Source organism: Micromonospora cathayae (assembly GCF_028993575.1).
Taxonomy (GTDB): Bacteria; Actinomycetota; Actinomycetes; order Mycobacteriales; family Micromonosporaceae; genus Micromonospora; species Micromonospora cathayae.
On record NZ_CP118615.1, the window covers coordinates 4,686,482 to 4,699,408 of the forward strand.

Here is a 12,927-nt window from a genome sequence, read left to right on the forward strand (position 1 = left end):
ATCCGGACCTAATTGAGACAAGAACCTAAGTGAGTGGTCCTCCCGCGTCAATGGGCAGTTCAGATCGGTTAGGGTCGGCGGTCATGGAACGGGCCGACGCACACCTGCACCTCTTCGCCGACGGCTACCCGGGCGACTACGGACGGTCACCAGCCGGGTCCGACGAACTCGTCGCGTACGAGTCGATCCGCCGCGTCCACCACATCGACCGCGCACTCGTCGTCGGCTACGAGGGCGCGCCCGGGTTCGCCGGCAACAACGACCACCTGGCCCGGCTCGCCGCCGACCACGACTGGATCGCCCCCGTCGCGTACCTCCCACCCGGTGGACCGGCCGACCCGGCGAGCCTCGACCGCTGGCGGTCCACCCGCTTCGTGGGCGTCGCCGCCTACCTGGCCGACCCCGCCGCCGGCCGGGCCCACGCCGAGTGGCTGGGCCGCGCCGCCGGGCGGCTCAACCGGACCGGCGCGCTGCTGAGCCTCAACGCCGCCCCCGCCGCGCTGGCCGAACTCGGCCCGGCGCTGGCCGCCCTGCCGGACTGCGTCGTCCTGGTCAGCCACCTCGGCCTGCCCGGCCGCCAGCCGACCCCGCCGGACCGGGACACCGCCGCCGACCTGCTCGCGCCGCTGCTCGGGCTGGCCGACCTGCCGCACCTCGGCGTCAAGGTCTCCGGCCTGTACGCGGTGAGCGACCCCCCGTACGGCTACCCGCACGCCGCCGCCCGGCCCTTCGTCGAGCTGCTCCTGGACACCTTCGGCCCGCAGCGCCTCTACTGGGGCTCGGACTTCCCGCCCAGCCTCGACCACGTCTCGTTCGCCCAGACGCTGTACCCGATCGGCCTGGACCGGCTCTCCCCGGCCGACGCGGCCGACGTGTACGGCGGCAACCTGCGCCGCGCCCTGCGCCGCCACGCGGACCTGACCCGCTGACGACCGCGCCGCCGCCCCGGGACGGGCCCGGGGACGGCACCCGCCACCACGGGTCCGGCCGGGTCGGACCGACCCCGGTGGGAGGCCGCTCGACCGGGCGGACGAGGATGCCGGGGTGATTCCCGAGCCTGCCAGGGTGAGTGCCGCGAAGACCCGGGCCGCCCTGCGTACGTCGTCGCGTGTCTCCCTGGAGACGCTGCTGGTCCTGCTGCTGACCGGGGTGGCCCTGTGGCTGCTCGGCCGGATGTGGTCGGTGGTCTGGCCGGTGGTGATCGCCCTGCTCCTCACCACCCTGACCTGGCCGCTGGCGCGCTTCCTACGCCGGCACGGCTGGCCGCCGGCGCTGGCCGCGTCCGTGGTGACCGTGCTGTTCCTGCTGGCCGCCGCCGGGATCGTGGTGCTGATCGCGGTGCCGGTGGCGTCGCAGTCCGGCGAACTGGCCGACGGGGTGGTCGGTGGCATCCAGCAGCTCCGTGAGTGGGCCGCCGGGCCGCCGCTGAACATCGGCGACGACGAGGTGACCAGCGCGTTCGACACGGCGGTCGCCCGCATCCAGGACAGCGTCGGCAGCATCGTCACCGCCACGCTGACCGGGGTGGGCACCATCGTCAACGGCCTGGTCACCGCCGTCCTGGCGCTGTTCCTGATGTTCTTCTTCCTCAAGGACGGCCCGCGTTTCCTGCCCTGGCTGACCCGGCAGCTTCCCGGCCGCCTCGCCACCGACGTGCCGACCGTGGCCGCCCGGTCCTGGGACACCCTCGGCGCGTTCGTCCGGTCCCAGGCGTTCGTCGGGCTGCTGGACGCCGTCTTCATCGGCCTCGGCCTGTGGATCGTGGGCGTGCCGCTGGTGCTTCCGCTGGCGGTGCTGACCTTCGTGGCGGCGTTCGTGCCCATCGTGGGCGCGTTGTTCGCCGGGTTCGTCGCGGTGCTCATCGCGCTGGTGTCCAACGGCCCGACCGACGCGTTGATCGTGCTCGCCATCATCGTCGCCGTGCAGCAGCTCGAGGGGAACGTGTTCCAGCCCATGGTGCAGAGCCGGGGCCTCGGCCTGCACGCGGCGGTGGTGCTGCTGGCGGTGACCCTCGGCGGGAGCCTGGCCGGCATCGTGGGCAGCCTGCTCGCCGTGCCCGTCGCCGCCCTGATCGCCGTGTTCTGGAACTACCTGCGCGAGCAGCTCAGCGAACCGGTTCCCCCGGCACCCGACGCCGACCGGCCCGCCCCCCGGCAGCCCGTCCCGGACCAGCCCGGTGCTGACCGGCCCGCCCCCGGGCAGCCCGGTGCCGACCTGCCGGGCGGCGGTCCCGCCGGGCCCGGGACCGACCTGCCGACCGCCCGGTCGGCGGGTCCCGGCGAGGAACCCGGCTGATCGCCCGCCCGCCGACCGGGCCGGGGCGCCAGGGGAGGGGCACGCGGTGGAAGTTGCTGTGCGGCAACCTACGATCCTGGGGTGCGTGGTGGCGGGGACCTGGGAGACGAGCAGCGGTTGCGCCGCATCGAGGCGGTGACCGACGCCACCCTGTCCCGCCTCGACGCGGCCGACCTCTTCGACGAGCTGCTCGACCGGGTCCGTGACCTGCTCCAGGTCGACACCGCCGCCATCCTCCTGCTCGACATTCCGGCCCGGCAGCTGGTGGCGACCGCCGCCAAGGGGCTGGAGGAGGAGGTCCGCCAGGGCTTCCGGGTCGCCGTCGGCCGGGGCTTCGCCGGTCGGATCGCCCTCACCGGCGCACCGGTGATCGTCGAGGAGGTCACCCCGGACAACGTGGTCAACCCGGTACTGCTCCAGACCGGGGTCCGCTCCCTGCTGGGCGTACCGATCATGGCGCGGGGGGACCTGGTCGGCGTCCTGCACGTCGGCACCCGTACGCCCCGCCGGTTCACCGCCGACGACGTACGCCTGCTGGAGCTGGTCGCCGACCGGCTCGCCCTGGCCAGCCGGGCGCGCGCCAACAGCCTGGACCACAACGCCGCGCTGGCCCTGCAACGCAGTCTGATCCCCACCGACCTGCCGGACGTGCCCGGACTCGAACTGGCCGGCCGGTACGTGCCCGGTCACGCCTCCGGGGTGGGCGGCGACTGGTACGACGTCTTCGTCCTGCCCTCCGGCTGGTTGGGCATGGTGGTCGGTGACGTGTCCGGCCACGGCCTGCGCTCGGCCGTGGTGATGGGCCGGCTCCGCAGCGCGCTGCGCGCGTACGCCCTGATCAGCGACGATCCGGCCGAGGTGCTCACCCTGCTGGACCGCAAGGCGGTGCACTTCGAGGCCGGCAGCCTGACCACCACGCTGTACATGATGATCTCACCGGACGTCGCCACCGTACGCGTTTCCGTGGCCGGGCACCCCCGCCCGGTGCTGGCCGTGCCCGGCCGGGCGAACAGCCTGGTCACCGCCCCCATCGACCCGCCGCTGGGGATCGGTCCCCGGGGGGTCCCGCGGCACACCACCACCATCGACCTGCCGCCCGGCGGGGTGCTGGTCTCCTACACCGACGGGCTGGTCGAACGCCGGGGCCAACTGTTCGACGTGGGGGTGGACCGGCTGACGGCCGCGGTGCCGGTGGCGTCGGCGGAGACCGTCTGCGACACGGTGATCGCGGCCCTCGGCAGCGACCAGCCGGCCGACGACATCGCCCTGCTGGCCGCCCGCCGGCGGCTGCCCGACTAGGGAACGTCGCCCGTCAGAACCCCCCCGACCAGGAGCATCCCGCGTCAGGAAGGACCACCCCGTGCCGATCGCACCGCCCTACCTCGACCCCGCCCGTCCGGTCGCCGAACGCGTCGCCGACCTGCTGGCCCGGATGACCCTGCCGGAGAAGGTCGGGCAGATGCTCCAGTTGCCGGCCGGCGACGACGTCCGTCACCTGGTGGAGGAGCTGCACGTCGGGTCGATCCTGCACGCCGCCCCGGACCGGCTCGCCGAGGCGGTCGCGGCCGCCGACCGTACCCGGCTGCGCATCCCGCTGCTGGTCGCCGAGGACTGCATCCACGGCCACTCGTTCTTCGCCGGGGCGACGATCTACCCCACCCAGCTCGGCATGGCCGCCACCTGGGACCCGGCGCTGGTGGAACGGGTCGCCCGGGCCACCGCCGTCGAGGTGGCCGCGACCGGCATCCACTGGACCTTCTCCCCGGTGCTGTGCATCGCCCGGGACCTGCGCTGGGGTCGGGTCAGCGAGACCTTCGGCGAGGACCCGTTCCTGATCGGCGAGTTCGCCTCGGCGATGGTGCGCGGCTACCAGGGCGACGGCCCCGCCGACCCGACCGCCATCCTGGCCTGCGCGAAGCACTTCGCCGGGTACTCCGAGACGCAGGGCGGCCGGGACGCCACCGAGGCCGACATCTCCCACCGCAAGCTGCGTTCCTGGTTCCTGCCGCCGTTCGAACGGGTCGCGCGGGAGGGCTGCCGCACCTTCATGCTCGGCTACCAGTCGACGGACGGGGTACCGATCACCGTCAACGACTGGCTGCTCAACGACGTGCTGCGCGGGGAGTGGGGCTACGCCGGCACCCTGGTCACCGACTGGGACAACGTCGGCCGGATGGTCTGGGAGCAGCGCATCCAACCCGACTACCCGCACGCGTCGGCGGCGGCGGTACGCGCCGGCAACGACATGGTGATGACCACCCCCGGCTTCTTCCAGGGCGCGCAGGACGCCATCGCCGCCGGTCTGCTCGACGAGGCCGACCTCGACCGGGCGGTGACCCGGATCCTCACCCTCAAGGTCGAGCTGGGCCTGTTCGAGGACCCGCGCCGGCCGGACCCGGCCCGGCAGGCCGAGGTGATCGGCTGCGCCGGACACCGCGCGCTGAACCTGGAGGTGGCCCGGCGCAGCCTGGTGCTGCTGCGCAACGACGGCACCCTGCCCCTGGCCGGCGGGCTCACCGCCGACGCCACCGGCCGGGCGGTCGCCGGGCCCGACGCGGCACCCCGCACCGTCGCCGTGGTCGGCCCGAACGCCGACGACCCGCACACCCAGCTCGGTGACTGGGCCGGCGCGTCCGGGCAGGCCGAGTGGCTGGCCGACGGGCATCCCCGGGAGCTGACCCGGACGGTGCTCGACGGGCTGCGCGAGCACGTCCCGGCGGACTGGACGGTCACCTATGCGCGCGGCGCGGACATCCTCACCGTCGGCCCCGACCCCGAGGGCGCGTTCTTCCCCGACGGGCAGCCCCGACCGCAGGTGGTGCTCCCCGCCGCGCCCGACGCCGGGCTGATCGCCGAGGCCGTCGAGGCGGCCCGGACCGCCGACTACGTGGTCGCCGTGGTCGGGGACCGGATCGAACTGGTCGGCGAGGGCCGGTCCACCGCCACCCTGGAACTGGTCGGCGGCCAGGTCGCGCTGCTCGACGCGCTCGCCGCCACCGGCACCCCGCTGATCGTCGTCCTGGTCGCCTCGAAGCCGCTGGTGCTGCCGCCGTCCGCCCTGGACGCCGCCGCGCTGGTGTACGCGGCCAACCCCGGCATGCAGGGTGGCCGGGCGGTCGCCGAACTGCTGCTCGGACTGGTCGAACCGCAGGGCCGGCTGCCCATCTCCTTCGCCCGGCACGCCGGCCAGCAGCCCACCTACTACAACCAGATCCGGGGCCAGCACGGCACCCGGTACGCCGACCTGACCCAGCGTCCGGCGTTCGCCTTCGGCGAGGGCCTCAGCTACACCACCGTCGAGTACGCCGACCTGCGGATACCGACCCCCACGGTCACCGTCGGGGAGGTGCTGCGCGCCAGCGTCGAGGTCCGCAACACCGGTCGGCGGCCGGTCCGGGAAACCGTCCAGGGGTACGTCAGCGACACGGTGACCTCGGTGACCTGGGCGGAGAAGGAACTCAAGACGTACCGGCAGGTGGACCTGGCCCCCGGCGAGACGCGGACGGTCGAACTGACCCTGCCGGTGGCGGACTGCACGCTGGTCGACGCGCGGGGGCGGCGGGTCGTCGAGCCGGGCGCGTTCGAGCTGCTGGTCGGGTCGTCCTCGCGGGACGGAGACCTGCTCCGGGCCGGGTTCACCGTGCTGCCCTGACCGGTCCCCGCCCGGGGTGGGTGGAAACGGACCCTGATCAGGGTGGGTGGAACCGGATCGCCGATCACGACGACTACCAGTGCGCGCCGGGCTGACCGGTCGCCACCGCGAGTCCGATCGGAGAGTCCATGTCCACCACCTCCACCCGCCCCGCCGGGCCGGCCAGGTCCGCGCCCACACCCGCCCCGAGGCCACCCGCCGGTGCGCCGGGCGGCCTCGGGGCGCTGCTGCTGCGGCTGCACTTCTACGCCGGGGTGCTGATCGCGCCGTTCCTGGTGGTGGCGGCGCTGACCGGGCTGGCGTACACGGTGACGCCGCAACTGGACACGGTCGTCTACGGCAGGGAGCTGCGGGCCGACGCGGCCGGGCGGACCGAACGGCCGCTGTCCGAGCAGGTGGCCGCCGCGCGGGCCGCCCACCCGGACGGCACCCTGGCGTACGTCGCGCCGGGCGGCGACGGCACCACCACCCAGGTGGTGTTCGACGTGCCGGAGTTGACGGAGGACCGGCAGCACAGCGTGTACGTCGACCCGTACACGGCCGAGGTGAAGGGCCAGCTGACCACCTGGTTCGGGTACACCCCGCTGCGGACCTGGTTCGACGACCTGCACCGCAACCTGCACCTGGGCCCGGTCGGCCGGCACTACTCGGAACTGGCGGCGAGCTGGCTGTGGGTGGTGGCGCTGGGCGGCCTGGCCCTGTGGTGGCGTCGCCAGCGGGGTGCCCGGAACCGGGCCCGCCGGCTGCTGCTGCCGGACCTGACCGCCCGGCGGGGGGTACGCCGGACCCGGGGCTGGCACGCCAGCACCGGGGTGTGGCTGCTGGTCGGCCTGCTGTTCCTGTCCGCGACCGGGCTGACCTGGTCCCGGTACGCGGGCGGAAACGTCAGCGCCGGCCTGGACGCGCTCGGCGCCCGCAAGCCGGCGCTGTCCACGGCCCTGGACGGCAGCGACCCGGCAGCCGGTGGCGGGCACCACGGCGGCGGCGCACCGACGGCGGCTCCCGGCACCGACCCGGTGCTGTTCGACCAGGCCCTCCAGGTCGCCCGCGCGGCCGGACTGGACGGGCCGGTCGAGGTGACGCCGCCCGCCGACGCCTCCTCGGCCTGGACGGTGGAGCAGACCGACGAGACCTGGCCGGTCCGCCAGGACCGGGTCACGGTCGACCCGGCCGGCGGCACGGTGGTGGACCGCAGTGACTTCGCCGACTGGCCGCTGCTGGCCAAACTGAGCGACCTGGGCATCAGCGCGCACATGGGTCTGCTGTTCGGCCCGGTGAACCAGATCATGCTGGCCGCGCTGGCCCTCGGCCTGCTCGTGGTGATCTTCTGGGGGTACCGGATGTGGTGGCAGCGCCGGCCCACCCGGGCCGGCCGCCGGCCGGTCGTCGGGGCTCCGCCGGTCGCTCGGGGTGCCTGGTGGGGGCTGCCGTCCTGGCTGATCGTCGTCGGTCTGCCGGCCGTCTTCCTGCTCTGCTGGGTGGTGCCGCTGTTCGGGGTCACCCTGGTGGGCTTCCTCGTGGTGGACCTGGCGGTGGCCGCGCTGCGCCGCCGCCGGCCGACGCCCCCGGTGCCGGTGTCCCCGGCGCCCGCCGGCGAGCGGTCCGTGGGCGGCTGACCGGCCTACTCCGGGGTCTGCGGGCCGAGCAGGCGGATCTCCTCGATGTCCAGGGCGGCCTGGATGTCGCGCAGCACGGTGTCGTCGATCTCGTTGTGGTTGCGCAGCCGGGTGACCTCGCGGCGTTTGTGGGCCAGCACCGCCAGCCGTAGTTGCCGCTCGACGTCCCGGTCGCGTTCGGCGGCCGGGTCGTCCCGGGCGGCGAGGATGTCGTCGAGGTGGGTTTCGTAGTCGGCGCGGACCCGGTCCACGATCTCCGGGGCCGCGCCGACACCCCGGGCCGCATCCGGAAGCGCGTCGAGGGCCGCCCGGGTGGCGTGCAGCCGGGCGTGGTGGGTCTCCTCGGCCCGGGGCTGGTCGCCGACCAGGCCGGCCCACCGGACGACCAGCGGCAACGTGGTGCCCTGCCCCAGCATGATCAGCACGATCACCAGCGCGGTACAGAAGATGATCAGGTCACGTTGCTGCACCGGCCGGCCGTCGGGGGTGGTCAGCGGGACCGCGAGGGCAGCCGCCAGCGACACCGCGCCCCGGAAACCGGCCCAGCCGGCCGCCGTCCGGACCCGGCCGGGCACCCGCAGCTCCCGCTGCGACTGCCGCCGGTCGACCAACCGGAGCAGGTACGTGGACAGGTGCACCACCAGCATCCGGGTCGCGGTGACCGTGGCGGCCACCACCAGCGCGATGACCATCGCCCGGCCGAGCGAGGTGCTGGCCTCGCTGCGGACGATCCGGGGGATCTGCATGCCGAGCAGCACGAACAGCGACCCGTTGATCAGGAACGTGCTGAGGTCCCAGAACGCGAAGGCCATCACCCGGGAGGGGGCCCGGATGACCCGGGGCGCGGCGTACGACAGCAGCAGCCCCGCCACCACCACGGCCAGTACCCCGCTGGCGTGCACCGTCTCGGCGAGCAGGAACGCCACGAACGGGGTGAGCACACTGAGCGCGCCCTCCCGCAGCGGGTCGTCGAGGCGTCGCCGGATCAGCACCACCAGGCCACCGACCAGCAGGCCGGCGGTCACCCCGCCGAGGAACGACCCGCCGATCCGGGCCACCAGCTCGGGTGCCCCCGGCGGCCCGCCCCCGCCGAGCAGCCCGAGCGCCACGGCGAACAGCACCAGCGCCGTACCGTCGTTGATCAGGCTCTCCGCCTTCAGGATGGTCAGGAACCGGCGGGGCATCCGCTTCGCCAGGCCGGCGACCGCGGCGGCGTCGGTGGGGGCCAGCACCGCACCGAGCACCCAGGCCACCGCCGGGTCGACGCCGAACGCCTGGGCGACCAGCGACACGGTGACCATGGTGATCGCCACCAGCCCGACCGCGAGCAGCCCGATCGCCGGCAGGTTGGTGCGGATCTCCCGCAGGCTGACGGTGAGGCTCTCCCGGTAGAGGATCGCCGGGAGGAACAACAGCAGCACCACCTCCGGGTCGAGCACCACGTCCGACAGCGGTGGGGCCAGCCCCAGCAGCGCGCCCAGGCCGATGAGCAGGACGGGTGGCGCGACCCGGTACCGGCCGCCGATCGTGGTGCCGACCAGCACCGTGGCGGCCAGCACCGCGAGCAGTACCAGAGCTTCCACACCGCCCCTTCCGCGCTGCCGCGTGACCGTCGTCGACCCCCAGTGTGGGACGTGGGACCGGCGGCGCGCGGTGGAACGGACGTCGTGGGCGTCGGGGCGATGCCCGGCACGCTGGGCCGGAGGGCTGGAGCGGTCGTCGGCGTCGAAGCCGGGGGCGGGACCTGGCCGGGGCCCGATGCGGGTCCCGGCGCAGGCCGGGGCCGGTCAGCTGGCGGGGCCGGTCCCGGGCCGGTCAGCTGGCGGGGTCGTACTGGAACGCGCGGACCTCCTGGGCGCACCGGCACGCGACCGCGATCTTCGCGGCCCACTCCAGCGCCGCCTCGCGGGACGGCAGCTCCAGCACCGTGTAGCCGCCTTCGAGCTGCCGCGTCTGCGGGTACGTGCCCTCGGTCACCGTCCCGTCCCCGGCCACCATGACCGGCGGAACGCTCTCGTCGATGCCGCCGCCGAACACCCAGACGCCGGCGTCCTTCGCCTCCTGCACCACCGCGTGCGCCGCGTCCGCCACCGCCTGGAACTCCCCGTCGGGGATCACCATGGCGGCACTCGGGAACGAGATCAGGTACTTGGTCATCGCGGCGGCTCCTCGGACAGGCTTGCGGGTTTCGCACCCATCCTCGCCGGCACCGGCGCGGGACGGTGTCCCGACACCGGGCCGACGGTCCGGGAGTCAGGTCAGCGGGTCCAGGTACAGCACGGGCAGGCCGTTGACGATCCTCGCCTCGGCGATCAGGTACGCGATCACCTGGTCCGGGGTCCAGGTGGGATGGTTCTGCAGTACCCGGGCGGCGGCCCCGGCGAGGTGCGGCGCCGCCTGCGAGGTGCCGCTGATCAGGTTGTCGGCCGCGGTGTCGCTGGTGTACCAGGCAGACCGGATGCTGACCCCGGGGGCGTAGATGTCGACGCAGGGGCCGTAGTTGGAGAAACTGGCCCGGGTCCCGTTCGACTGGACGGCCCCGACGGTGACCGCGGTGGGGACCGATCCGGGGGAGTAGTTGCAGGCGTTCGTGTTGCTGTTGCCGGCGGCCACCGTGTAGACGATCCCGTCGGCGACGGAGTTCGCCACCGCGGTGTTGAGCGCGGTACTGATGGCGCCGCTGAGGCTGAAGTTCGCCACCGCCGGCTGGCCGGCCTGGTGGTCGGAGGTCACCCAGTTGATCCCGGCGACCACCTGCGCCATCGTGCCGCCGCTACCACAGCTGGTCACCTTCACCGCCACCAGCGACACCTCCTTGGCCACCCCGTACGTCCGGCCGCCGACCACCCCGGCGACGTGGGTGCCGTGGCCGGTGCAGTCGTCGGCGGGCGGCGCGCCGTCGACCGCGTCGTACCCGTACCGGGCCCGCCCGCCGAACTCGACGTGGGTGAGCCGGATGCCGCTGTCGATGATGTACGCGGTCACTCCCCGGCCGGTGCTGACGTAGCTGTACGTGCCGCTCAACGGCGACGAATCCTGGTCGAGGAAGTCGAGGTTCCAGGGCGCGTTGGTCTGGGTGGCGGTCGGCCGTACCGTCTGGTTCTGCTCCACCCAGGCCACGGCCGGGTCGGCGGCCAGCCGGCGGGCGGCCGGTTCGGGCAGCCGGATCTCGAAGCCGTTGAGTGCGTGACCGTAGCGGTGCCCGACGGTGCCGCCGTACCGGGCGGCGAGGGCGTCGGCGCGGTCGGAGACGGCGGCGACGCGGGTGCCGGCAGGTCCGCCGGCGGCCCGGTCGGTGAGCGCGACCAGGTAGCTGCCGGGGACGGCGGTGGGCCCGCCGGCCTGCCGGATCTCACCGACGGCGGGGGCCGCGACCGCCGGGCCGGTGAGCGCGGCGGCCAGCAGGGCCGAGGCGGCGAGCGCGCCGGCCACGATCAGCCGGTGGCGACGGGGGGTACGGGGAAGCATCGATCCGGTCCTCCTTGCGTCGGCCGCCAGCGGCCACACCGGACCGGGCGGCGATTCGGACGGTACGACGACGCTACCCACTCAATCCGTATCCGTCGATGTCAGAATGCGGCTAGAAGGGGGCACCCGCCGCCAGGCGGGTGCCCCCTTCGTGAACGAACGTGTCCCGTGACTACCGGAAGGTCACGTCACTTCTGTTGACCTTGCAGTTGGCGTCGTTCCAGCCCTCACCGAGGTAGCTGGGCTCGCTGCCCTTGGGCACACCCTTGTACTTGCCGCAGATGGTGGCCGAGCCGATGACGACCACGCGGGTGATGGTCGCGGTGTCGTTCCAGTTGCTGTTGATGCCGGCGAGCATGTCGATGTCGTCGACGAGGACGTTGTCGATACGCACGTGACGGGTGTGTGAGGTGGAACAGTTGCCACAGCCGCGGTACAGCTTGCCGGATCCCTTGAGGTAGAAGCCGGAGATGCTGACCGTGCCGTTGCCGTTGTGCTGGAAGGTCTTGTCGCTGCCGTTGCGCGCGCCGCCACCGATGACGTAGGAGGTCCCGCCGTTGGTCTGCTTGAAGGTGGCGGCGTCCTCACCGATGTCGTTCCACCACACGTTGCGCAACGTGCAGGTGCCCTCGCAGTGCACGCCGTCACCGGCGGGCGAACCGAGGATGACGTTCTGCAACGTGCCGCCATTGGCGATCTTGAACATCGGGTCCTGCGACTCGCCCTGCCCACCGTCACCGATACAGCAGTAGGTCTTCATCCCGCCGTCGAAGGTGCCGGAGACGTTGACGGTGCCCGAGATGCTCACCGAGCCGGCCGACGACGGCCACGCACCGGTCGGCGTGCCGGGGTTGCTGGGCGGGCTGGTCGTCGGACCGCTGGTGGGGCTGGAGGTGGGGCCACCGGTCGGACTGGTGGTCGGGGTCGACCCGCCGCTGGAGTACGTCTCGAACTCGGCGATCCGCGGGGTGCCGGACGCGCTGGTGATGACGAAGGAGAGCTTCTTCAGCGACGTCGAGGAGAAGGTGATGGTGCTCGGGGCGCTGCTGCCGCTGGCCAGGACGGAGCCGGTGTCGTGGTTCTTGAGCTGCCAGCCGCTGATCGAGCCGCCGCCCGAGGCCTGTGCGATGACGGCCGAGGACACCGTGGTGGCGCTGCCCCACTTGACCGAGACCGTGCCGGTCGAGCCGCTCGGCGACCAGTAGGTGCTGGCGTTGCCGTCGATGACGTTGCCATAGCTGGTGCCACTGGCCTTGCTGGAGCCGTCAGCACCGGCGCCGAGGCTCAGGTTGGTGGCGGCCGAGGCGTTGGGAACCTGCAGCGCCAGCGCGACGACGGCGCCTGCGACCGCGGTGGCACCGCCGGCCAGCCACCGCGTGGCGACTTTGCGTTTCATCTGAGTTTCACCTTTCGAGCATGAGCACTTGGACGGGAAAGCGCTTTCCGGTAACGATAGAGACTGGCCGATGGTGAGGCAAGAGTCACACCGTATTTGTGAACTTTGTTCTCTAGTATCCGATATGGCTTACCGGCTCTGCCGCGCCACTGGACCTGCCCGAGCGGGCCCGGCGCGGCGGGCTCGTGCCGGTGGCGGGGGCGGGCGTGGCTGCCTCCCCGGGGCTGCGTCGTCCCGGCCGGGTGTGACCCTCGGTCTCGGCCCGGTACGCGTCCGACCCGTCCCGCACCCTCCGCGCCGGCGCTGTCACCTTCGGTGGTGAACGGTGTCGTCGGATGGAAGGTGTTTGCGTGGGTAAATGTTGTCGACTCATGAATGCTATCGCCGGTCCGTCCAGGGGAATGTGCCGTCCCTGCCCGCGATCCGTATTGCCGGCCGGAATTCACCAATCGATCGGATGATGGGGTGACGCCGTTCGGTCAAGTACGTCGGCCGTCCTG

9 protein-coding genes are annotated in these 12,927 nt (G+C 73.3%); 5 read left to right on the forward strand and 4 right to left on the reverse strand.

The genetic code is table 11. From position 1 onward, the window contains the following. The first annotated feature begins 83 nt into the window (after positions 1 to 83). From PVK37_RS21035 to PVK37_RS21055, 5 genes are all read left to right on the forward strand, one after another. Complete coding sequence (locus PVK37_RS21035; RefSeq protein ID WP_275029313.1) at positions 84 to 929, forward strand: amidohydrolase family protein; 846 nt, start codon at positions 84 to 86, stop codon at positions 927 to 929. A 136-nt stretch (positions 930 to 1,065) separates the two neighbouring features. After that, positions 1,066 to 2,295 (forward strand): AI-2E family transporter, encoded by a 1,230-nt coding sequence (locus PVK37_RS21040; protein ID WP_275029314.1) that lies wholly within the window; start codon positions 1,066 to 1,068, stop codon positions 2,293 to 2,295. Between the two features lie 81 nt (positions 2,296 to 2,376). Next, entirely contained in the window at positions 2,377 to 3,594 is a 1,218-nt protein-coding gene (locus PVK37_RS21045) for a PP2C family protein-serine/threonine phosphatase (protein WP_275029315.1), read from the forward strand. A gap of 61 nt (positions 3,595 to 3,655) precedes the next feature. Beyond that, the gene (locus tag PVK37_RS21050) at positions 3,656 to 5,947 is read left to right on the forward strand and encodes an exo-beta-d-1,3/1,6-glucosidase (protein ID WP_275029316.1); all 2,292 of its coding nucleotides are present in this window, start codon (positions 3,656 to 3,658) and stop codon (positions 5,945 to 5,947) included. Between the two features lie 128 nt (positions 5,948 to 6,075). Further along, complete coding sequence (locus tag PVK37_RS21055; protein WP_275029317.1) at positions 6,076 to 7,563, forward strand: PepSY-associated TM helix domain-containing protein; 1,488 nt, start codon at positions 6,076 to 6,078, stop codon at positions 7,561 to 7,563. Positions 7,564 to 7,568: 5 nt separating this feature from the next. Here PVK37_RS21055 and PVK37_RS21060 read toward each other — a convergent pair whose 3' ends face one another. The 4 genes from PVK37_RS21060 to PVK37_RS21075 form a co-directional block, all read right to left on the reverse strand. Then, the gene (locus PVK37_RS21060; protein WP_275029318.1) at positions 7,569 to 9,146 is read right to left on the reverse strand and encodes a Na+/H+ antiporter; all 1,578 of its coding nucleotides are present in this window, start codon (positions 9,144 to 9,146) and stop codon (positions 7,569 to 7,571) included. Positions 9,147 to 9,378: 232 nt separating this feature from the next. After that, positions 9,379 to 9,720, reverse strand: coding sequence for a YciI family protein (locus PVK37_RS21065; RefSeq protein ID WP_275029319.1), 342 nt, complete (start codon positions 9,718 to 9,720; stop codon positions 9,379 to 9,381). Between the two features lie 96 nt (positions 9,721 to 9,816). Beyond that, entirely contained in the window at positions 9,817 to 11,031 is a 1,215-nt protein-coding gene (locus PVK37_RS21070; protein ID WP_275029320.1) for a S8 family peptidase, read from the reverse strand. Between the two features lie 172 nt (positions 11,032 to 11,203). After that, positions 11,204 to 12,427, reverse strand: coding sequence for a pectate lyase (locus PVK37_RS21075; protein ID WP_275029321.1), 1,224 nt, complete (start codon positions 12,425 to 12,427; stop codon positions 11,204 to 11,206). Positions 12,428 to 12,927 lie beyond the last annotated feature (500 nt).